Source organism: Bifidobacterium asteroides (assembly GCF_003202695.1).
Lineage (GTDB): Bacteria > Actinomycetota > Actinomycetes > Actinomycetales > Bifidobacteriaceae > Bombiscardovia > Bombiscardovia asteroides_G.
This window is the reverse complement of the sequence record NZ_QGLL01000010.1, coordinates 59718-81268: the sequence shown is the minus strand read 5'-3', so window position 1 is coordinate 81268 and position 21551 is coordinate 59718. Positions and strand designations below refer to the sequence as shown.

Sequence of the window (21551 nt, the reverse complement as noted above, 5' to 3'; positions counted from 1 at the left end):
CAGTGAGCTCCTCTCTTCTCGATGACAGATTGTCCCGATCTTTCTGCTTCTCTCTAAGTCGACAGTAGCTCATTGTTACACCGACTTTGCGTGGTTATCCACAGGATAGCGTGTTGTATCTACGTTGAATGTGAATAACAGTGCTGTAATTTGTGGATAAGTAAGGAGGCTCTTTCTCCCGATACGACAGTGCTTATGCAGGGTATGAGCAGTCCTCACCAGTTGGGTGACGGAAGCCTGTTTGACTCCGTCCCTACTCATGTGTACCGTGATATAGCTTGACTCATAACGAGCCGTACTCGAGTATGTCTACACACGGGAGCAACGAAATATGAAGAGGACATTCCAGCCCAACAATCGTCGTCGTCACATGAAGCACGGATTCCGCGCTCGCATGCGTACCCGTTCTGGTCGCGCCCTGATCAACCGTCGCCGGGCCAAGGGCCGCCGGACGCTCTCCGCCTGAGTCGGATCCTAATCCTTTTTCAGAAGGTGGAGCGGCTGAGGAGCCACCGGGAGTTCACGGCGGTGCTCAGGCGACGCCATAGGGTCAGCAGCAGGGATCTGGTTATTCATTATCTGATCCCCGGATCTGACCGGACGGCGACCCCGCTGCCGGCGACATCGGCTGTGCACGAAGGGCGGCATGACATCCTGCCTGCAGGCAGACGCCGCATGGGGCTTGCTGTATCCAAAAATGTGGGCAAGGCCGTGACCAGGAACAAGGTCAAGCGCAGATTCAGACAACTTGCCGGATCCAAGGAGGACCTGCTGCCATCCTCCTGTGATCTGATCATGCGTGCCAAACCCAGCGCTGCCGGAGCCACCTACCAGCAGCTGGAGGAGCAAGTGGACAGGCTCTTCCGTGACCTTATGCGCAAGTCTGAAAAAACTGCCGCAGGTCTCGATGCGCAGGGACAGCCCGGTCTGCATCTCGCTAGGTTCAAGCGTCAATCAGTTCAAGGTGTGGAAGCCAGGGAAGGATGCCAGGCATGAGCGGCATGGCCTCCCAGGCGCTGCAGAGTGCAGTCCGCTGGTATCAGCGCCACATCTCGCCCCTGTCGCCGCCGAGGTGCCGTTACTACCCGACCTGCTCCCAGTATGCTTTGACCGCCCTGCGTCGGTTTGGAGCCTTACGCGGAACCATCTTGGCCGTTCTGCGGTTATTGCGATGCACGCCCTTCAACAATGGCGGGATCGATGACGTGCCTCGAAGATTTTCCATCTTCTATCGGTTCTCGTGGTCCAAGGCCCATGAGGAGGCCCGGCTGACCCCCATGGCCCCAGACAAGGAGACGGCCTGACAATGTTCCAGAACAATGATACGTTCACCTTCGATACTGGTATATATGGATTCTTCTACAAGATCCTGTACCCTATCGAGTGGCTCATGACCTACATCATGACTTACTGCCACAAGTTCCTGACCTTCCTCGGGTTCCACCAGGGACCGGGGATGGCCTGGGCGCTTTCGGTAGTGATGTTGGTGTTGGTCGTCAACCTGTGCGTCCTGCCGCTCTTCATCAAGCAGCTGCGATCCATGCAAAAGCTGCAGGCCATGCAGCCCAAGCTGATGAAGATCCAGAACAAGTACCGCAATAAAAAGGATCCAGCCAGCAGAGAGGCCATGAGCCGGGAGACCATGAAGGTCTACCAGGATAATCATGCCAACCCCATGGGGTCCTGTTTACCCATGCTGGTCCAGGGCCCAGTCTTCATGACCATGTTCTATGTGCTTTCAGCCGTACCCTTCATTGCCCGGGGCAAGCGGGCACCCCTGGGTGCCTTCAATCGGCAGGTGGCGCGAGAATTCGAAGAGACCACTTTCTTCGGGCTGCGGATTTCGGACAACTTCATGTCCGCACAGGGTACAGGCCGCATAGTCATTGTGGTCTTCATCGTGCTTATGTGCTTGGCCATGTTCTATTCGCAGTTCCATAATGTTCGGCGGAACATGCCGAGGTCGGCCATGCAGGGATCGCAGTACAAGATGCAGCAGATGATGGCCTTCATCTTCCCTGTCATGTACATCTTCTCGGGCATCTACTTCCCCTTCGCCGTGCTGATCTACTGGTTGACCAACAATCTGTGGAATCTGGGCCGAACGCTCTTCCAGGTTCGCCATATGCCCACGCCGGGTTCGCCGGCCGCCGAGAGCAAGGAGGAGCGGGATCACCGCCGTGAGAACGCCCGTCGCAAGCGCCAGGGGCTGATCCCTCTGGAAGAGGAGCAGTTGATGGAGGCCAAACGGCTTGAGGAGGAGGCCCGGAAGAACAAAAATGTCTCCCATCAGCGCTCTCAGCCCCATCGCAAAGGTCGTGGCCGTTGATGCGGCTACAGGCAGTGGTGGCCGGCGTGGTGACCAAGCTTTCGGTCGGGCGGATACTGGAGTAGTCTGCAATCACCACGTCCGTGTATCCTCAATACTGGACACTCGATTGGTGACCAGGTTGTCCAGTGGACCTGAGGTTATGAATCGGATGTGAACGCGTGTAAGGAGAGCATAGATGTCTCAGTCTCTGGACCAGGGAAAGACCATCGAGCAACTCAATGAGGAGGCGGATGTCGCCGCCGACTATCTGGAGGGGTTGCTGGACATTGTCGATTACGAGGGCGATATCGAGATGGGGGTACGCAACCACCGTCCGACCGTGCAGATTGTGGCTGATGACGATACGGACATTAAGCATCTGATTGGCAAGGATGGCGAGGTAGTTGACGCTCTTCAACAACTGACGCGCTTGGCCGTGCAGCAGAAGATAGGAGAGCGATCCCATCTGATTGTGGATGTGGACGGCTTCCTGAGGCGCAAGCGTGAACATCTTCGCGAACAGGCTCTGGACGTGATCGATGAGGTTCGTGAAACCGGTGATCCTGTCAACATGAAGCCTATGAACTCCTTCGAGCGCAAGATTGTCCATGACATGGTCCGCGAGGAGGGGCTGAAGTCACGATCTCATGGGGAGGAGCCCCACCGTTACGTCACTGTCTACCTGAAGGCTAAGGGCGAAGACGAGGATCTGTCTGACGATGTTGAGGATGTGCCAGTCGGGTATGATGCTTCGCTTGACGGGGATGAAACTGGTCAGGTCGATGATTCGGCTGATTACGCGACTGACGACGATCCTGAGGATGCCGATAGGGAGTGACTGTAAAGCTATACGGGCTATACTTCGATGAAGCATTTATGGCGTAGCACTTTTTTGGATAGGTCCTTTTCGGTGCAGCCATGCTGTCTAAGTATGTTGGGCTATCGGCCAGGGTCATGCCACCTGCCAGGTGCGTAATGTTGCCTGCTTCATGATGATGCTTACGTTTATCATGTTGTTTACTTCTTAGGAATACCCTTGGTTGATGATCCTCTATTAGCGACTGTCTCCTGTGCTGTTTCCGTTAGGATACTGATGTATGACCTTCGTCGTTCTCTTGTAACTGAAAACTATTGTTGATGACAGTCTTTGGAATCCAGCGTTTTTCGATTATGGCAGGGTGCAATTCCGCTGTATATGAGACAGTATGACGCTGCCGTGGCAAGTGCTTGTGAATGACTGCACGTCGAATGTGAATGTGAGGAGCTTACATGGCTGTTGTGGACGATGAGCTGAACGATAGTCCTCTCTTGAGGCAGGTGCTCGGCGATGCTTTGGTACCCATGCAGCATTTTCACGACAAGCTTTTACGTGAGGGTGTGGAGAAAGGCATCATTGGTCCTCGCGATGAAGACATTATTTGGGAGCGGCATATACTTAATTCGGCTGCCATTGTGCCTTTCGTGCGAGAACGCTTGACTACTGAAGGCCAGACAGCAACGGTGGCGGATATAGGTTCCGGCGGGGGCTTTCCTGGTATTGTACTGGCAGCGTGTCTTCCGCAGTGCAAGGTTTTCCTTGTTGAGCCAATGGAGCGGCGAATCCACTGGCTGCAGGAAGTTGTTGATGAGTTGCACCTTGCTAATGTGTCAGTGCTTCGTAGACGTGCAGAAGATCTGACCCCCCGATCCTCTCATGCATCAACCAGGCGCAGCAAAAGAGGTTCACACAGTAGGCGTCATAGTCGTCGCCGGAGCGAGGAATGTCTGGTTTCAGCCACTGACCGAGGTTTTTCAACCTTGGCTACAGCCAGTAATAAGAACAGCTACCAGGAAACTGATGGGCAGGATTCCTCAACAGCGGTAGGTGGAGTAAGATCGGCAAATGGTGACGCCAATCCTTCCGTTCCAGTGGTTTTTGATGTAGTGACATGTCGCGCCGTAGCACCTATGACCAAGCTTGCTGGATGGACCCTGCCCCTTTTGAGATCTGGGGGCCAGCTTATTGCGCTGAAGGGTCGTTCGGCGCAGGCTGAGATTGATAAGGCTGCCAAAGAGATCAAGAAATGTCATGGAGAGAATCCACGAGTGTGTCAGGCCCCTGTTGCAGCTGGCCTTGAGGATACTCACGTGGTTCTTGTCGACAAGCGTTAAAGCATCTAGTTAATATGCCATGATTTGATGGATAGGCTGTTCGAAGTTTGTGGTGCCGACGAGATATGAATCGGCAAGATTAGAGAATAGTTTATCAATGATAAAGATGAGATTTTATTCATTGACGGACACGACAGGTTTGATCTATTCGGTTTTGTATAGACAGAACCTTAAGAGGTCACTACTGTCATGTATTGACGACTTCCTGGTTGAAGAGGTGTGGCTTGCACTTTTACGCCTCATGTTGTTCATCTGCGATGGTCTTTTCAGCCATTTCAGAGCTATCAATTTTCTCTTTTACGACTCTGTAGAAAAGGTAACTAGCAGATGTCTATCACCATTTACATTATTTGAAATAACCTTCTCCTTTCGTTTTTATAAATCCCTATATCTTTATACGTTATCTGACGGGAATTGTACTTTTATTTGTCTTATCTGCCAAATATTGTTGGTCTTATCCTGATAATGATTATCAGAGAATCGAGTATTTCGATCCAATTGTAAAGCCAGATTAATAACTTGCAGCCGCAGTCTCCGGCGATGCTGCCATTTGATATTTGCAATTGGTAATTCATCTGTTTTATAGTGCTCACCTTTTGTATTTACACTTGACTGGTTGTGCTTATCAAATAGCTTATGCTGCGATATTGCACTGCTCATAGTACTTGTAATGATAGGGAGGTCTCGTCATCCCATTGTTACTGATCTTTCTAGTAGGTTTGTCCTCACAAAGTTCATTATTGAAAAGTATAATTCATAATTTCATGTGTGGCCTTTTGTGGAATCGTAAGAGTGAACGATCATGTGATGCAAAGTAGCGTCTCTGAGTCAGTGCTTGATATGGATTAACTTGTTGTTCATTGGTAGAGTGGTAATAAACCGGCGGCTGGTTAGCGACTTATGATTTTCATTTCTAGTATTAAGAATTGTTTCACGTGAAACATTGTCAATCGGTGTGCGTGCCTTCCCTCTAAATAAATATATGTCATTTGATTATCTTTGCTTGATTGATTATAGAAAGCTGTAGGTGTAATTGTTTCATCTGCCCATCATGTCTTTATATTAAAAGAGGACATTGATGAAGATCGGAATGTTCTAGGATACTACCTCATGTAACTTATTCGCTCACCTTTTCTTGGCTGAATGATTTCCATGCAAAAGGTTCTGAATGTTTCACGTGAAACAATCAATGTTATACACAGCAATTCAGGTCTGAGTTACTGCAATACCAGGAAGACAGACAAGTGCAACAGACTTAAAAAGATAACCCGAGAATGAAAAAATGCGTTTTTATGTAGCCGGTGGTAGTTCTGGTCTTTCTAACAACAAGCAAAATACAGTAATACTGCATTCTAAACTAGATAGCTAGAACGCAATAATCGGTACGGATTATCAGTTGTTCGATAGAACGTTTCGAAGCCTATGTAGGCTATAGTCGTCAGCTACGATAGAAAACGCTTTGAAATCATAACTAACATACTTTAACCACGCACTATCAAAGTTGCCTTTCAGCCAGGCAGGTTACTTTTTATGTTAATGTGAATGTTTCACGTGAAACACTATTCTGCTGGGCAGTTGTGTAAGGGAGTAGTACAAAATTACTGATTGCAGCGTTGCGGCCGTGTTTATAACGACTCAATAATAGATGAATGAGATCCTTAGTTATACTCATAAATTTTGCGTGTTACTTGGATAATAGAAAACCTGTCTTGTCTGATAGTAAGTTATGCACAATTTAAGGGCACCGGAGGAGTTGTCCACATCACGCTTCACAGACTATTTTCCAGTATGGAAAGAGTCAGAATTATCAATAATTACAAGGCAGATTTAATATTCTTAAGTATGTGTAGCTTGTAGAACCAACAAGGAAGCTATCCACATTTATCCACAGTTATGAACAATGCAGGTGCATAACTTATGGTTGTTCTGACATGTCCAACGAGGACGGGAAAATTAAGTGGTTATCAAAAGGAGGAAGGTTCGTGACCACATCGAAGAAGGTGAAACCCGTTTCGAGAAATACTCCTGATGCTGGTGAGCAAAATATGTCGGACACATCAGGTTTAGAGACGGCAACGGATATTCTGAATCGGATATTCGCTGACGGGACAGGTTCGGTGTCCGGCGCGGAGATGGCAGATCTTTCTGCACGCTACCAGGTCTTGCGTCAAACTGAATTCCCTCACCCTTCAAAGACGCGGTACATTGCTATCGCAAATCAAAAAGGTGGTGTAGGGAAAACAACGACTACCGTCAATTTAGCATGCGCATTTGCTGAATTCGGCGAACGTGTGTTGGTCATCGATATAGATCCACAGGGCAACGCTTCTACTGCATTGGGTGTGGCTCATGAGTCTGGAATGCCATCTACATACGATGTGCTTGAGGGTCGTCTCGGAATTAACGATGTTAAAGTCGTCTCCTCGGAATTTCCCAACCTTGAAGTTGTCCCTTCTTCTATAGATTTGAGTGGTGCGGAGCTGGAAGTTGCGGATATGCCCAACCGTAATCAGTTAATGAAAAAAGCCGTCGCCGACTATCTCAAAGCCTGCCATCAGCATTATGACTATGTTCTGGTCGATTGCCCGCCAAGTCTCGGATTGTTAGTCCTGAATGCCATGTGTTCGGTTAATGAGGTATTGATACCAGTTCAAGCTGAATACTATGCCCTTGAAGGTTTGCAACAACTGCTACATACAATAGGACTTGTTCAGCAAAGCTATAATCCATATCTCGTGATCTCGACCATGTTGTTGACCATGTACGACAGACGCACATTGCTCAGCAAAGAAGTGTTTGATCAAGTCAAGGAACATTATCCGGAGATCGTGCTTAATACGACAATCCCGCGTTCAGTCAAGATTTCTGAAGCTCCCAGCTTTCGCCAAAGTGTTGTCACCTATGACCCTAAAGGAGCAGGAGCTATCGCCTACGAAGAGGCGGCATTAGAAATCGCTCAGAGGTCCGAGCAAGTGCTGGAACATATCGCCAACAGAAGACAGGGGGAGTGAGGACATGACAAGCCGTTCACGGTTAGGCAAGGGCTTAGGAGCTCTATTTCCCGCTCTGCCAGGTGAAGTGGATGAAATCAATGCTGGCATGAGTCAGCGGCAAAATAATAAAGCACCGTATCCTGCTAGCCAGCATCCTGAGCTTAAAGAACCGGATACGGAATCGCATGGGATGCAGCACTCAGCGAAGAACACTACACTAAAAGGCCGCGCAAAACCAGAACGCAGTACTGTGCATTCAAGTCATTCAAGCTCTCACAAAGCGGCTTCGGGAAATTCTTCTAACAGCGTCCGTAAGCATTCTCATAACATAAAGCAAACGCGCGTCAGTATCTCCCAATCGCTGAACGAGGATGTTTCACGTGAAACATCAACAGCGAAAGGGACTGTTAAGCGCCGGTCTGTCCCGCCTATCGGTAATTTGGAACACCCCAGTGATTTATTCTTTGCTTCTGCGACGACAGATGTTTCACGTGAAACATCCCCGATAATGGAATCGAGCGAGGCTGTCGATCCACAAGTACTGGAAGCTCAACAAAGCGTTAACCATACTGCAACGGCACGCGATAATAACACACCTAATAAGGCGGATGACCATAGCCGAGAGCAATTGAAGCCTGTCCAAGGTGGGTACCTGGCTGAAGTGCGTGTTGATGATATTAGGCCCAACGCCCAACAACCGCGGCAAATATTCGACGAAGACGAACTGCTGGAGCTCTCGCGCTCAATTAAGGAAGTTGGGGTCTTGCAGCCTATAGTGGTGCGCAAATCCACACCTGCAGACAGTTCACAATTCATCGGAGGTAAAACAACCTCCCTCGTCGGCGCGGGAGCTAAGTCCAGAGTTGCTGACATTGCGGCTGGCGAGGAACGATCGAGCGCGCTTTTAAATGAGAGCAAGGCAAATCTTCGGTGGCCAACCCATTATGAGATCATAATGGGTGAGCGTCGTTGGCGTGCGACTCGATTGGCTGGCCTCGATACCATACCAGCAATTGTGAAAACAACGAGCGATGACACCATGTTGCGTGATGCCTTGCTTGAAAATCTTCATAGAGTGGCCCTTAATCCGTTGGAAGAAGCAGCGGCTTATCAGCAGATGATCGATGAGTTCGGGTTGACTCAGGACGGTTTGTCTAAGTCAATCTCTAAGTCAAGACCTCAAATCACGAATACGCTCCGGCTGCTGAAGCTGCCCCTGAGTGTGCAGAAAAAAGTAAGCTCAGGTGTGTTGTCAGCTGGGCATGCCCGGGCTTTGCTGACTTTGCCGGATGAAAAGTCCATGACTGCTGTAGCAGATAAGATCATTGCTGAGGGTTTGTCGGTAAGATCTACCGAGGAACTCGTAGCGTTGCAGACCGGGCAAGCGAAGCAGAAAGCAAAAAAGCCGAGGGTAAACGTCTGGGCCAATAGTCCAGTGCGCCAGGATCTGGAAAGTCACTTTGAGACGAAAGTGGCTATAAAGGGCACTAAAAAGCATGGGAAGATAGAAATCGTATTTTCTTCGCCGGAAGACATGGACCGAATTGTTGCGATTCTTCTGGAGAAGAATCAACCCGCAAGCAACAACAGCCGTTCGGACGATAACGGCTGGGTTTGATACCATTCTGAAAAATGCAGCTGCAGGGTTTGCTTATCCAAATCCTGCAGTTGATATTGGCGATTGCTTCAGAGCCTAATCGAGTTTGGTATGAGCTAAGGAGCAATCGCTGTATTTGCCTTGCAACAAGTGCAATTGGGCAGTAGTAGTGACTATATTCCTTTCGCTGACCAGACATGTTTGCAGTTAGGGCTGAAAGCTGTGGCGAAACATGCCTAGCTATTGCCAGTCTGCTGGATTGCAAATCACTGCTGACTAATAAGCTGAGTTATTTTGTTGGGTATTTATATCTGGTTGGATCGGTATCTCAGCTGCATAGCGCCAATAGTTGAATGGTTATGCACAAAGATCAGATATGCAGTTCGTCTCAACAGCGATGTCTATCTAATTAATAAACGATGTGCCTGGCAATCGTCAACTGCCAGGCACATATGTTGTTGTCCTCGAGGCGTATAAGGACTTATCAGTTACCCAAACTCGTAAGATATTCCTGAGCGTCTAAGGCAGCACGACAACCCATGCCAGCAGCCGAGATGGCCTGACGATAGATTTTGTCGGTCACATCACCTGCGGCAAATACTCCAGGTGTGGAAGTTTTTGTTGATCCACCCTTGACCAAGATATAGCCGTCCTGGTCAAGATCAACTTGACCATTAAGGAAAGCAGTCTGAGGAGTGAATCCAATAGCGACGAAAACTCCATTCGCTGGAATAGAGGATTCCTGGCCGGTGGCTGTATTGCGTATATCCAAAGAGGTCACCCCACTATCATCGCCGTTAATCCGGGTGACAACCGAATCAAGGAGGAAATTGATCTTGGTATTGGCCTTGGCACGATCCACCATGATTTTTGAAGCGCGGAAGCCTTGGCGACGGTGAATCAGGGTTACGGAAGAGCCGAAACGCGTCAGAAAGTCTGCGTCACCCATGGCCGAGTCGCCACCACCGACGACCACGATCGGCTTGTCCTTGAAGAAGAAGCCGTCGCATGTGGCGCAGTAGGATACTCCTCGCCCTGAAAATTCGCGCTCGCCGGAAATCTCTAATTTACGATATTGAGAACCTGTGGTGATAACGACTACTCGAGCTTGATACTCTTCGCCGCCATCGGTGATGATCCGTTTGATGTCTCCGCTCAAGTCACCAGAAACGACATCATCGTATTCGATTCGAGCACCAAAATGCTCGGCCTGATCGCGCATCTGATCCATCAGATCGGGGCCAAGTACAGCTTCGGGAAATCCGGGAAAGTTCTCTACTTCTGTCGTGTTCATAAGCTGACCGCCGGGCGATAGGGCTCCAGCAATAACGAGCGGGGCATAGCCGGCTCTGCCAAGATAAATAGCGGCTGTGTAACCTGCAGGTCCGGACCCTATGACAATAGCATCATGAACAGTTTGCTTCATATCGCTACTGTATCCGTGCAGGATGACCGGGCCACACGCGGTGGGCGAAAAGGATGCAGGTTGTCTCAACGTAGGCTCGGTGCTGACAAGATCAGCTATTCTTGAACCATGGAGAAAACCGTCATAATTGCCATCGTAACCAATCTTGGGACGATTCTGGTGCTGATCTGGTTTATGCTCCGCGTTGAACGGTTGATGCGGGAGCATCCAAGTCATCAAACAGACGATAAGAGTAAGGATGACAGCTGGCATAGCTGGCGTTTTTGGAACCCTCCAAGCTCTGATAACAATGATGACGAGTTGAATGCTGAATCTTCGAGAATAAATAAAAATTCTGAGGCTGATGAAGATATGACTGCTAGAACAGCCGAACGGCATGCTTCCTCAACTCAGGAGGAATATGATACGAATTCTTCGCATGTGCAGGACAAGAGCAGGGAAAGCAGCAGAGACGAGTAAAACATATTTGGCAAGGCCGTGGTCAGCTTGCTCATGCCGATCATGATGATCATGGAGACAGTTCGGTTTCGGTCCTTTGTTTGGCCTTGCGATTGTCTGGTCTTTAAACAAGGACAGATGTGATGGGATCTGCGTGTTTCCGTTTTGCATGGAATCAACGAATTTTTTCAATGGGTTTTGGCGCAAGGGAAGGTAGCAGCCAGTCACCAGCAATATGGCTTGATCAATGAAAGCCTATAGAAACATCGTGCACGCAGCGTTGAGTACGAACAAACCGCGGCGAATGCTCCGGGACAGCAATGTTGACGGTAGAGTGGCAATTTTCGGGTTCCGATTCATATCTTGCTCAACGTTCTCGATGCAGTAATACGGGTGACCCTATTTCGCTGATATGCAAGCAACGATGCCTATCTGTAATATGCAGTCGGGCCTGTCTTGACAAAATCTCTTGTGTTAATTAATGCTGAATCTTCAGTGATTGCAATCTTATAAAGGCTGTCTCCATGGTCATACGATTCACATCGTGGCTGGGATCACGCCTTTAGCGGGCGGGATTCACTGTCCGTCATGGGTAATGTCCAGTCCGTGGTAGTTCATGCCCTTACAGTAAGTGTGCTGCTCTGTCTGGTAGTTCGTCTTGTTTGCTTTGGTACTTGTCCTGTGCACTCTCGTCTCTGCGCGTGTGCATCGCACCTTGTGCCTTGCGGGTCCATGTGGTGCATATTGCATAAATTGCACACCTCGCATCACATGGACTTTGCTCATGATGGCCAAATGATAGGCAGAACAGAGCAGGCTTTGAGATCTCAGTCAGTTCGTTTTTGATTCAAAACTGATTGAACTAATGCAGTGTATAGCTCTGGCAGGTTGTAGTCGGCTGCCAAGGCTGATTGCGGCAAAAGCGAAGTGTCCGTCATGCCTGGCGCCACGTTAGACTCCAGAAATTGCGGCTGACCTTGCGCATCGACGATGAAATCGGTGCGTGAGATATCGCGGAGTCCTAGAGCACGGTGAGCGGTCAGCGCGGCATCACTCACAGTCTCTGTGGTCTTGGCATCTAACCGGGCTGGAACATAAAACTCTGTTGGGCCAGGCGTGGAGCGAGCCTCGAAGTCGTAGGTGCCTGAGGGTGTCCAGATCTCGAGCGGGGGTAGAACCAATGGGTGTCCGTCAAATTCAAGGATTGATACGGAGACCTCGGTGCCTGTGACAGCCTGTTCGATCAGGGCCACATCACCGTAGGCGAAGCAGTTGATCAAAGCCTGGGGAAGCTGGCTCTGCTCAGTCACCATGGTGCAACCCATGGCTGAGCCGCCCATGGTGGGCTTGATGAAGAGCGGGAGGCCAAGCGAGCCAAGAAGCATATCAATAACGGGTTCGACTCCCAGCTCGCGGAACATGGATTCAGGCAGGGTTACGGAATGTGGCGTCTGCAATCCGGCCATACGGGCAACGTTCTTGGCTATGGGCTTGCTCCAGGCCGTCCGGGAGGCCTTGGCGCGGGATCCGATGTAAGGCAGGCCTGCCATCTCCAAGACATCACGGATAGAGCCGTCTTCGCCGTTGGCGCCGTGCAGCAGCGGCCAGACCAGATCAGGGCGGGTCGATTCATCGGTCAGGTATGGCAGGAGCGAACCATCCATGTCGTGTACGTGTACCGTCCATCCGGCCTCTTCCAGGAATCCTTGGACTCGATGTCCCGAGCTGATGGAGATGTCACGCTCATGACTGAGGCCGCCGCAGATAACCAGGAGCGACTTATCAGCGCGCTTGGTCGCCTCGCTCGCCAGGGAGCGGACATCGTCCATGGTGACCGGCGTGGCCTTGCGGATGGAGCGGTGCGAGGTCCGCTTGGCTATCTTGGCCACTTCGCCAGCGGCCGCAGCCTTGGTAGTGGCCGTGTTTGCTGCTGTGGTCGTCGCTGCGCTCGCGACTGTCTTGGCCTTATCGGCTGTCGAGGTTTTGCCGCCGGTCTGCTGCCGAGGTGTCTTGCTGTGCTTGGCCGCCATGATTCAGCCCCTTTCCTTGCCGCTGTCAGGCTCGAACAGCCGGACGGTGGCGAGTTCATTCTCGATGACCGTGGACAGTCTGCGTATTCCTTCGTGGATCCGATCGGGGGTGGGATAGCAGAAGGACAGGCGCATATGGTCTGCCCCTTCGCCGTTATCGTAAAAGGCTGTACCTGAAACATAAGCCACCTTGGCAGTGATCGCCCTGGGTAGCATGTCCTTGGCATTGAGCCCCTGGGGTATCTGCAGCCAGATGTAGAAGCCGCCCTTGGGCTTCAGCCATGAACAGTAGGGCAGATACTTCTTCAAAGCCTCGTCCATGGCATCGCAGCGTTCCTTGTACATCCCGCGATAATCGTTGATCTGGGATTTCCAGTCGAAGTTGTCCAGGTAGGTGGTGATGGTCATCTGGCTCATATTGGAGGGGCAGAGAATGGCTGATTCATTGGCCAGAACCAGCTTCTGTCGGATGCCAGGAGGCGCCACCATCCAGGCTACGCGCATGCCCGGGGCGATGATCTTGGAGAAGCTGCTCAGGTAGACAATGCCCTCCGAGTCGTAAGAGCGCAGGGCCGGATAGGTCTGGCCGTCGAATGCCAGCAGTCCGTAAGGATTGTCTTCGACGATAAGCACGTGGTATTTTCTGGCGATTTCAATGACTTGCGGCCGCCGCTCGACGCTCATGGTAGCGCCGGCAGGATTGTGGAAGTTGGGCACAGTGTAGAGGAACTTGACCGCCTTGCCCTGACGACGCTGCTCCAAAATCGTCTCTTCCAGAGCCTCGGGGATCAGTCCGTCGCCGTCCATGGCCACATTGACCACATCGACCTGGAAGGACTGGAAGACGCCCAGGGCACCGACATAGTTGGGTGCCTCAGCCAGCACCACATCGCCAGGGTCGCACATGATTCTGGTGATCAGGTCCAGTCCCGACTGGGAACCGTTGACTATGACCACATCATCCGGCTGGACGTCCTTGATGCCTTCCAGCTCCATAATGGGCAGCACATCTTCGCGCAGATGGGGATCGCCCTGCGCTGACCCATACTGCCAGGCCACCTGGCCCTTGCTCCGCAGCATGTCGCCAAGCTGGTCGGCCAGCTTATCAAAGGGCATCCGGCCCAGGTAGGGCATGCCGCCAGCCAGGGACACTACCTCAGGCCGATTGGCTACAGCGAAGAGAGCACGAATTTCGGAGGCGCGCATCTGCTCGGCCCGTGCCGCATAGGAGCTGTACCAGGGATCGTTCTTGATGACCTTGGATGCGATATTGGGATCATCCGCCATAACTGACTTCCGCCTTCCTGCCGCCATTGTCTAAGGAAACTGTATTACCTGCAGGCGTCATGTTGGAGGAAAAATCCAACACATTACCATTTCGGTACACCCATGATATTGGCATATCAATGGGTGGGCAGCCATGCCTGGCTGGTGGTCCATGGAGTTTGCAAGCAGCGGCGGTCAACAGGTGGTCTGCAGGTCGATCCCGTGGAGTGCTCGCTATTCGGGCATCGACCCGCAGACAAGCTTAGAAGGCCTGGACGGAAGTGAAGCGCAGAGTGTCTCCTGGCATGCCATCCATGGGTACCCAGACGACCAGGTCCTGAGTGGTCACCGGCTCGCGCAGGGTGACTTGAGTGGTGCCTGAAGGATCGAAGCTAAAGTCGGCCAATGGCTGTCCCTGATTGGGCTGAGCCGCTGTGGAATTCGCATAGATCTGGGCATGGCCACCGCTCTGAGGTGCCACGATGATCAGGCGGGAGACCTCTTCCGGCTTGGTCAGGTGCATATACCATCCATAGCCCTGCAGGCCGGCAGGCTTGTTGAGGAAGCGCTGACGATTCGACTGATAGGCCGTGGTGTTCTTGGGTTTGGGCGGATCGGGAACCTTCCTGACCTCCTTGTCGGCATGGCTGACCTTGTCAGTCTGAGTATCGGCTCCAGCCTGGGTCTGGTCACCGCCATTGCCGTTGCTGGAGGGAGTTGCTTCCTCGCCCTCATTGGTCTTGCCGGGGAAGGGAACGTTGGACATGACCGGCCAGCCGCCTTCATTTTTGCTGACATTAGGTCGGGACCCGGTAATGGTCGAGAGGGCCCAGACCAGGGCCACCACAACGATTATGGCTGCTATTGCAATGACCACTGTGCGAGTCGTGAAGCGGCCGAATAGACGGGTGTCGGCCATGTCAGCCTCGTTATCCAGGTCCTTATCCTGCTCATCGTCTGGAAGTGCTGAATAGGTCGCTGGCTCAGGCATGGCGTGGATTCCAGGCGTGAAACTGGGAGGCTGCGGCTCCATGAGCGTAGCCTGTTGCTCCTCGTCAGAATCAGGGTTCTTGGAGGTTCGGGCGGCTTGGCTGAAGGTCTTGGTCCTGTCAGAAACAGCGGCGGAACCGAAATGTTCATTCCGGGATCCAGGTTCTCCTGCGACAGGAGGTTCGGGGGCCGCAGTTCCTGTTCGGAGCGCATGTGTACCCCTGTCGTCCTGTGATGCGGTCCGGTTGGGTGCTGCCTTGACCTGGCGGCTGCCTGCCGCATCATCCTCCCCACTGCTGGATTTGTGGAAGTCCCATTGGGAGAATCCTCGTGCCACAGGATTGTTGGCAGTCACGCCGTTGCCGCTGAGAGCCTCGGACGGTCCATGTCGTTCGTCTTTAACGACTGGCATCCGTCCAGTCACGGCCTTGGATTCATCCTCATTCATGGCTGCGGGTCTGACCGAAGTCGCCCTGAGAGCGCTCACATTCATGGATGCGGTCTTGCGGGCGGAGCTGTTCAGCGAGCGCAACCGCTGACGCTCGTCAAAGAGCGAGAAGAGGTCGGTATCCGTATCTTCTGGATTGAGCATTTCGATTTCGCTACGGCCAGGGAAGAGCAGTTGGTTGGTCTTCCAGTGCGGCTCATAGTGAGATACGGTCTGAGCGGCCGGCAGGGCCGAGGAGGTCAGCCCTTTAGGAAGCGGGAGTACGTTTTTGGGGTCCACGGGGCGCAGAGCCACGGCCTCGATGGAGGCACGGCCGTCCAGCTCGGGCCAGATCAGATCGCTGTCAGTCAGCTCCTCGGGCGGGATCCAGGGGCTGAGCAGGGCCGAAAGCTCCGCCAGGGTGACCAGCGGAATCGGCGCAGCTCCCTGTTCGTTAGTCAAGCCCAACCCACGCGTGCAGATGATTCTGAACTCTTCTGCGGTGTGCTCGGGCAGCTCCTGCAGACTGGGCTGCCGTCCGTCCTGATCCGACCGGCCGGTCAGCATGGCATAGAGCACGCCGGCCAGCTCGCGTATGGCATACTTCTCATCCGTCAGGCCCTCCTCAGTTGAAGCGGACGGGTGCTTCAGCATGGGCGAGATAGGGGCATCTGCCAGAGTGATCGAGGCTGGTGCCAGTCTGATGGTGCTCGTGGAGACCGCATAATCTACCATGCCGGCGGCGTGCATGGTGCGCATGGCCTCGGAGACCTCTCCCATGATGGTGCCGATGGCCCGATTGCTGAGTGTCTCCCCAGCGGGTCCGTGCATGTAATCCCTCAGGGACATGCCGGCATCGGGGGCGGTGACAATCAGGGAGACCTTGTCACGAGTGTGCAGCTGGTAGACCGGGGTAAAGCGACGGTCCTTGCTCAGCGCCAGGCTGGAGGCGTTGACGTTGATCCGGTCCATGCAGGTTGAATCCCTGGCGATGAAGAGTTGGCAGTCCCTATCCAGAACCCTGTCCTTGGCTCGCCAGGCGCTTAGACCATTCGCGCGGCGGAGCAGGGTGACCAGGGTGTATCTGCCGAGGATGGTGTCTCCGATATGCGCGTTCATGGTTGTCGAGCTCTCATCAGAAGTGGGGCGCCGCCGGTAGTCGGCGACCCCGTGGTGGACCTTGCTGTTTCTAGGGCCAATCCTAACGGGTTGCAGAGTCTGGGGCGGCGGCGGAGGCCCGGCTATCGCGGATTCTTCATCAGTGCCGGGCTCGCTGGCTTCCTCGAAGTTCTCCAGCGCCGCGTCCATGCCAGGCAGGGTAGACTCGGGGAAGGAGGAATGCACCACTCTGACCGAGCGGTCGGCCACTCGGGAGGGCCGTCCCTGTAGGGCATCCAGGCTGCGAACGGGGTGCCGGGCAGTCCTGCCTAGACGACGAGCCAGATCGACCAAGAGCTGGGTGAATTCCTGCGTGCGCAGGGCTGTCAGGGTCACGGCATAGATGATCGCTGCCAGCAGGGTGATGACTATGCAGATGAAGAGCGCCTGCACCCAGCTCATATGGCCTTGTCGATCTTGGACCCAGGCGCCGACCAGGTGGGTCACCGGGGTCTTGACCGTCAGGACAGCTGCCAGGGCCAGCCCTGCAGCAAGGAAAGCCTTGGCATAGGTGGTCAGGATCCGGCGTTCGTCCAGATTCCCCTGCAAGGGGCTGCGCAGCATGTGTGCCAGGATGGGGAAGCTGAGAATGCTGCTCAGGGACAGGCTCAGCCCCACCAGAGCCGCCCAGTAGCGGGGAGAAAACAGACGTATGGACACCAGAACCAGCGCTACTTGGATGGTATTGGAGACGGCTGCGAAAATGAACGGATGGCGACCATCCTCGAAGGCGTAGAAGGTGCGCTGGATGAGCAGGAAGGCGCTCGAGGGGACCAGCCCTAGGGACAGGGTTATCAGCGGCCCTGAGATCAGGACGGCCTCATGGACGCCCACAGAGGGCAGCAGGGCTCGGGTGATGGGCACTGGAATTGCCAGGAGGACTGCGGCGAAGAAGAACATCACCAGTCCAACGTTGCGCAGGGCCTGACTCAGATCATTGCGGGCATCCCCGATTCGGCCGTCCGAAACCGCCTTTGACAGCTTGGGGAAGAGGGCCGTGCTGACCGATACGGCTACCAGTGAATAGGGAAGGATGAAGATCGTGTAGGCGTTCTGATAGGAGCCGTTGCCGGCGATGTCGAAGGGGTTGCCCTCCAGAGGCGCGCCGTTGTTGATGCGGGCATTGACCACGTTGGCCAGCTGGTTGATGATCACCACGCACATGCTCCATGCCGCCACTGAGCCCATGGATCGCAGGCCGATTCCACGCAGGCCCCAGCGTGGGCGGTAGCGGAAACCGCTCATAATCAGGGGGATGAAGAGGACCAGTGCTTGGAAGGCCACTCCCAGGGTCCAGGCCCCAGCGGTCAGGGCCACCTTGCCATTGTCCCAGAAGCCGACCGGCTGATTGCGGGCGTTGCCGAACAGGAGGATGAAGACCAGGAAGCCCAGGCAGCTGATGACGTTGGCGCCCACCGAGCTCCAGGCGTATGCAGTGAACCGGCCCTTGGCGGCCAGGATCTGTCCTAGGACCGTGTAGAGCCCATAGAAGAAAACCTGGGGCATGCACCAGAGGGTGAAGGAGTTGGCCAGGGCTCGCTGCGCCGGATTCCACTTGGAGTTCAGATAGATGGTCGTCAGCACCGGTGTACCCAGCATCAGCAGCAGGGTCAGCAGGGCCATGAGGACCATGGCGACCGTGATCAGCTTGTTCAGCCGGTCCGCTGCGTCCCGTTCCTTGAGGGTGCGCACGATCTGCGGGACCAGTACGGCGTTGAAGATGCCTCCTGAGATCAGAGTGAACATGACCTGAGGAATCATGGCGCCGGTCTGGTAGGCGTCGGCCGCGATTCCGGTGGTGCCTATGGCGGCTGCCAGCAGGATGGTGCGAATCTGCCCGGTCACGCGGGAAGCCGCAGTGCCCGTGGCCATGATGGCGGAATTGCGCCCTACGGAGCTCATTCGTCCGGGTCCTTCGTACGGTGGAACTGCCGCCAGAGCCCCAGGAGTCCTAGGAGCACGGCGATGACAATGATAATCAGACCGCTCATGTCGCTCAGCCTTAGATTGCTGGTGATCTGAGCCCGGCGCACCTGGCCGAAGGGTCGGCCCTGGCTGTCCAGCAGGCCGATATCCACATTGGCTCTGCCGGCTGCTGCCACCCTGACCTTGAAAGTCACCTGGGCTTCTGACCGGGCGGGAATGACCGCCTCCGCCATACGCGAGGTGACGATCTCCATGGAGTCGGTTCGGGCGCTGATGCGGGCGTGAACAGGGTAGGGGTGGCTGTTGCTGACGGTCACGGGCATGGATGCCGTCTCACTGACGACGTTCAGAGACTCGCTGGGCGTGATGCTGACCCCGTCCAGGAGTCGGTGGGATATGGCCTCGGCCTGATCTGCCAAACCGGCTGCTGCTGCGGTTCCGCCCAGTGACTTCAGAGCCAGGTCGTCGTGGGCGGCGGTCAGCTGGTTCAGCCACTGATGCGGATCCTTGGGCTGGCGGGCGGTGGCGTCAGCATCCTGGCGGGCCAGGGCCTGGCTGTCGGTCTTGCCTGCTGTGGCACTGGCGGTGGGTTGGGACTCCTGCCTTCCGTCAGCAAGGATGGAGGTGGCGAACCGGTCGATGTCGCCCCGGCTGGCGATCAGGGAGTCCAAGGTGCCTGTCGAGCCATCGCCATGTCTGGCGTTGTCGCTGTCACTGCCGAGTTCCAGGGCTTTGAGCAGCCCTGACGACCCGCCAGTGAAGTCGGGCGCCTGCATCAGGTTGTTCATGGACTCCAGGCTGATCCATGGGGCGCGCTCCAGCTCGGTCATGATCCGATCCGCCTGCTGGGTGTCCTGGTCAGCGTCGAAGCAGACTAGGAGGGAGCGTTCGGCGTAGGGCTGTTCCATCTGATAGAAGGCGCTCTGAGCGATGAAGCGGGCCGTCTGCCCCGCTGGGGTCTGCTCTCCGGTGGCACGTGTGGAGCTGGGGTGGCCTCTGGCCAGATTGCTGAGCTCGCGTTGGGCCGACAGGACGGTTACTTTTCCCGCTTTGGTCTCGATGGTGTACTTGCCGGTGTGAGCGGAGGTGCCGGCGCCGGCCTCGAAGCCCTGGGGGGCGATGATCGTCTGGTAGCCAGCACGGCGGGCTGTAGTGATGGACTCCATGGTCCACTCCTGTATACCCTGCCAAGCGTATGCGCCAGGCGTGGCGTCAGGATAGAGTTTGGCTGCGGTCTGGGCGCTCCAGGACTCTGGCGTGACCCCAGCCTTGGGATAGCGATCCTGATTCTGGGAGGTGTACCCGGTGATGTCGAAGTTGGCTGGCTGGATCAGCCCCTGAATCCGCGGACGGTTGGCAAAGGTGGACAGGTAGACCGGATCGCCCAGGGCCTGCAGGGACCCGTGCTTGGTCAACAGCTGGCTCTGATCCTCCTGACGTCGGATTCCCTGGCGTGTCAGTGTCACGCCCTGGTTTTTATCGTTTCCCGAACCTGGCTCGGATTCGGAGCCGGACTGGGTCATCAGCGCCGTCATGGCCTTATCGTCAATGTTCCAGTCCGAGGAGGTCAGGGGCATGACCATGGTCAGGGACAGGGCGGGGGTGCCTGCGGTGGGCAGGCCATCCCAGGTTCGGGTCAAAAAGGTGAAGACGTCGCCCAGGACTCGGTCCTGATCGTCGCTCAGGGACAGCCGGACGGGCTTGGGCCCCCAGCTGGTCATCTTCTTGAGCGCGTCTTGATCAGCGGGCACGTTGACAGAAACCTCGATGCTCTGCCCAGCCGGGATCGTCGGTACTGTCTGCGTACCCAGCACGTCCGGGGTCGGGATGCGGGCGTGGGCTTCGGACCAGGCCTGCATATCGGCCCGGGAGCTGAAGGAGTAAAGGGCGCTGGTGGACACGGTCAGACGGGCATTTTCCATGGGCCGGTTCGCGGTGTTGGTCACCGTGGCGCGCAGTGAGTAGCCGGACTTGTTGCTCACCACTGGCGTCGACCAGCGCAGGGCCACCTCAGCCGAGTTTTGGCGATTAGCGACAGCCAGGGCTGGTGTCGGGTGCCAGAGAGCCATCACCAGGGCCAGCAGGAGGACGATTGCCGGTAGGACTCGAGTCCACCGGGACCATCGTCCGAAGGCATGAGTGTGCTGGCTGATGCGCCCGCTCGGGCGCAGAGGGGTCTGGATCATGGCTGTTTTTTGTACTTCCTTGCGTAGAGCCAGGCTATCTTACGCTCATTGGGGTAACTGAGCACTGAGGTCAGGTCGGAGAAGTCCACCCAGATGGCATCCTCGGCCTCATGGTCGGGATCGCCTTCCACACTCAGGGATCCGCCTATCATTCGCAGGACGAAATGATGAACAAGCTTGTGGACCCGCTGATTGGTCCCGGTAAACCAGTAGTCGATGGTGGCGATGGAATCGGTCACCCTACCCAGTATCCCCGTCTCCTCGTGGACTTCGCGTACGGCCGTCTGCTCGGGTGTTTCCCCCTTCTCGATATGCCCCTTGGGCAGGCACCATTCCAGGTGTCCCGAGCGGGAGTGCCGGGCGATGATGGCTACTCGGTCGTGCCGGTCAAAGATCAATCCGCCCGCTGAATACTCACGCACCACGGGCAGCTCCTGGGCATCCAGGGAGGCAAAGGTGGAAGGACCGGAAGCGTGCTTGTGCCGGGGCATGAGGGCAGGCGTAGGGGCGTCATCCTCGGCCTGTATGCGCTCGCGGACCTGCGGATCCAGACGTTCGCTTACGGTCTCCACAAGATGGCCTCGTCTCTGCTGGCCGCGGGCATGAGTGCCCGCAGAGTCGGCACTATGTGCAAGCATGCGCGCCATGTCCG

Annotated in this window: 14 protein-coding genes and 1 pseudogene; 9 read left to right on the top strand and 6 right to left on the bottom strand. The window is 54.7% G+C overall.

Annotated features, from left to right (window positions below):
* Window positions 1-331 precede the first annotated feature (331 nt).
* The 8 genes and pseudogenes from rpmH (at window position 332) to DKK75_RS07910 (ending at window position 9073) form a co-directional block, all read left to right on the top strand.
* Window positions 332-466 (top strand): 50S ribosomal protein L34, encoded by a 135-nt coding sequence (gene rpmH / locus DKK75_RS07945; protein ID WP_015022700.1) that lies wholly within the window; start codon window positions 332-334, stop codon window positions 464-466.
* Window positions 467-492: 26 nt separating this feature from the next.
* A pseudogene (gene rnpA, locus DKK75_RS07940) lies at window positions 493-885 on the top strand (ribonuclease P protein component); the annotation flags it as partial.
* Between the two features lie 107 nt (window positions 886-992).
* The gene (gene yidD / locus DKK75_RS07935; protein WP_110452890.1) at window positions 993-1304 is read left to right on the top strand and encodes a membrane protein insertion efficiency factor YidD; all 312 of its coding nucleotides are present in this window, start codon (window positions 993-995) and stop codon (window positions 1302-1304) included.
* Window positions 1305-1306: 2 nt separating this feature from the next.
* Window positions 1307-2329, top strand: a complete 1023-nt coding sequence (yidC, locus tag DKK75_RS07930) for a membrane protein insertase YidC (RefSeq protein WP_110452889.1) — start codon at window positions 1307-1309, stop codon at window positions 2327-2329.
* Window positions 2330-2507: 178 nt separating this feature from the next.
* Window positions 2508-3149, top strand: a complete 642-nt coding sequence (locus DKK75_RS07925) for a Jag family protein (RefSeq protein ID WP_110452888.1) — start codon at window positions 2508-2510, stop codon at window positions 3147-3149.
* A 431-nt stretch (window positions 3150-3580) separates the two neighbouring features.
* Complete coding sequence (locus DKK75_RS07920; protein WP_110452887.1) at window positions 3581-4462, top strand: 16S rRNA (guanine(527)-N(7))-methyltransferase RsmG; 882 nt, start codon at window positions 3581-3583, stop codon at window positions 4460-4462.
* A 2045-nt stretch (window positions 4463-6507) separates the two neighbouring features.
* A complete protein-coding gene (locus tag DKK75_RS07915) occupies window positions 6508-7473 on the top strand; it encodes a ParA family protein (RefSeq protein WP_181414525.1) in 966 nt (321 codons plus the stop codon).
* A 4-nt stretch (window positions 7474-7477) separates the two neighbouring features.
* Entirely contained in the window at window positions 7478-9073 is a 1596-nt protein-coding gene (locus DKK75_RS07910; RefSeq protein ID WP_110452885.1) for a ParB/RepB/Spo0J family partition protein, read from the top strand.
* Window positions 9074-9536: 463 nt separating this feature from the next.
* On the opposite strand, the gene trxB is transcribed toward DKK75_RS07910, so the two are convergent.
* Entirely contained in the window at window positions 9537-10478 is a 942-nt protein-coding gene (gene trxB / locus DKK75_RS07905; protein WP_110452884.1) for a thioredoxin-disulfide reductase, read from the bottom strand.
* 108 nt (window positions 10479-10586) lie between these two features.
* On the opposite strand from trxB, the gene DKK75_RS07900 reads away from it, so the two are divergent.
* Window positions 10587-10937, top strand: coding sequence for a hypothetical protein (locus DKK75_RS07900; protein WP_110452883.1), 351 nt, complete (start codon window positions 10587-10589; stop codon window positions 10935-10937).
* Window positions 10938-11743: 806 nt separating this feature from the next.
* Here DKK75_RS07900 and DKK75_RS07895 read toward each other — a convergent pair.
* The 5 genes from DKK75_RS07895 to DKK75_RS07875 all read right to left on the bottom strand — a co-directional run bounded on the left by DKK75_RS07895 (window position 11744) and on the right by DKK75_RS07875 (window position 21537).
* Window positions 11744-12946, bottom strand: a complete 1203-nt coding sequence (locus tag DKK75_RS07895; RefSeq protein WP_110452882.1) for a D-alanine--D-alanine ligase family protein — start codon at window positions 12944-12946, stop codon at window positions 11744-11746.
* 3 nt (window positions 12947-12949) lie between these two features.
* Window positions 12950-14233: an aminotransferase-like domain-containing protein gene (locus tag DKK75_RS07890; RefSeq protein WP_110452881.1), complete on the bottom strand. Its 1284-nt coding sequence runs from the start codon at window positions 14231-14233 to the stop codon at window positions 12950-12952.
* Window positions 14234-14474: 241 nt separating this feature from the next.
* Entirely contained in the window at window positions 14475-18689 is a 4215-nt protein-coding gene (locus tag DKK75_RS07885) for a murein biosynthesis integral membrane protein MurJ (protein ID WP_110452880.1), read from the bottom strand.
* On the bottom strand, window positions 18686-20899 hold the full coding sequence (locus DKK75_RS07880) for a DUF6049 family protein (RefSeq protein WP_110452879.1): 2214 nt from the start codon (window positions 20897-20899) through the stop codon (window positions 18686-18688). The genes DKK75_RS07885 and DKK75_RS07880 overlap by 4 nt, the downstream gene beginning before the upstream one ends.
* Window positions 20896-21537: an NUDIX hydrolase gene (locus tag DKK75_RS07875; protein WP_375315008.1), complete on the bottom strand. Its 642-nt coding sequence runs from the start codon at window positions 21535-21537 to the stop codon at window positions 20896-20898. The genes DKK75_RS07880 and DKK75_RS07875 overlap by 4 nt, the downstream gene beginning before the upstream one ends.
* Window positions 21538-21551 lie beyond the last annotated feature (14 nt).

What these genes read in the sequence shown, in the direction of transcription:
- rpmH (WP_015022700.1), top strand. Translation starts at nt 332, where the DNA reads ATGAAGAGGACATTCCAGCCCAACAATCGTCGTCGTCACATGAAGCAC.
- yidD (WP_110452890.1), top strand. Translation starts at nt 993, where the DNA reads ATGAGCGGCATGGCCTCCCAGGCGCTGCAGAGTGCAGTCCGCTGGTAT.
- yidC (WP_110452889.1), top strand. Translation starts at nt 1,307, where the DNA reads ATGTTCCAGAACAATGATACGTTCACCTTCGATACTGGTATATATGGA.
- DKK75_RS07925 (WP_110452888.1), top strand. Translation starts at nt 2,508, where the DNA reads ATGTCTCAGTCTCTGGACCAGGGAAAGACCATCGAGCAACTCAATGAG.
- DKK75_RS07920 (WP_110452887.1), top strand. Translation starts at nt 3,581, where the DNA reads ATGGCTGTTGTGGACGATGAGCTGAACGATAGTCCTCTCTTGAGGCAG.
- DKK75_RS07915 (WP_181414525.1), top strand. Translation starts at nt 6,508, where the DNA reads ATGTCGGACACATCAGGTTTAGAGACGGCAACGGATATTCTGAATCGG.
- DKK75_RS07910 (WP_110452885.1), top strand. Translation starts at nt 7,478, where the DNA reads ATGACAAGCCGTTCACGGTTAGGCAAGGGCTTAGGAGCTCTATTTCCC.
- trxB (WP_110452884.1), bottom strand. Translation starts at nt 10,478, where the DNA reads ATGAAGCAAACTGTTCATGATGCTATTGTCATAGGGTCCGGACCTGCA.
- DKK75_RS07900 (WP_110452883.1), top strand. Translation starts at nt 10,587, where the DNA reads ATGGAGAAAACCGTCATAATTGCCATCGTAACCAATCTTGGGACGATT.
- DKK75_RS07895 (WP_110452882.1), bottom strand. Translation starts at nt 12,946, where the DNA reads ATGGCGGCCAAGCACAGCAAGACACCTCGGCAGCAGACCGGCGGCAAA.
- DKK75_RS07890 (WP_110452881.1), bottom strand. Translation starts at nt 14,233, where the DNA reads ATGGCGGATGATCCCAATATCGCATCCAAGGTCATCAAGAACGATCCC.
- DKK75_RS07885 (WP_110452880.1), bottom strand. Translation starts at nt 18,689, where the DNA reads ATGAGCTCCGTAGGGCGCAATTCCGCCATCATGGCCACGGGCACTGCG.
- DKK75_RS07880 (WP_110452879.1), bottom strand. Translation starts at nt 20,899, where the DNA reads ATGATCCAGACCCCTCTGCGCCCGAGCGGGCGCATCAGCCAGCACACT.
- DKK75_RS07875 (WP_375315008.1), bottom strand. Translation starts at nt 21,537, where the DNA reads ATGCTTGCACATAGTGCCGACTCTGCGGGCACTCATGCCCGCGGCCAG.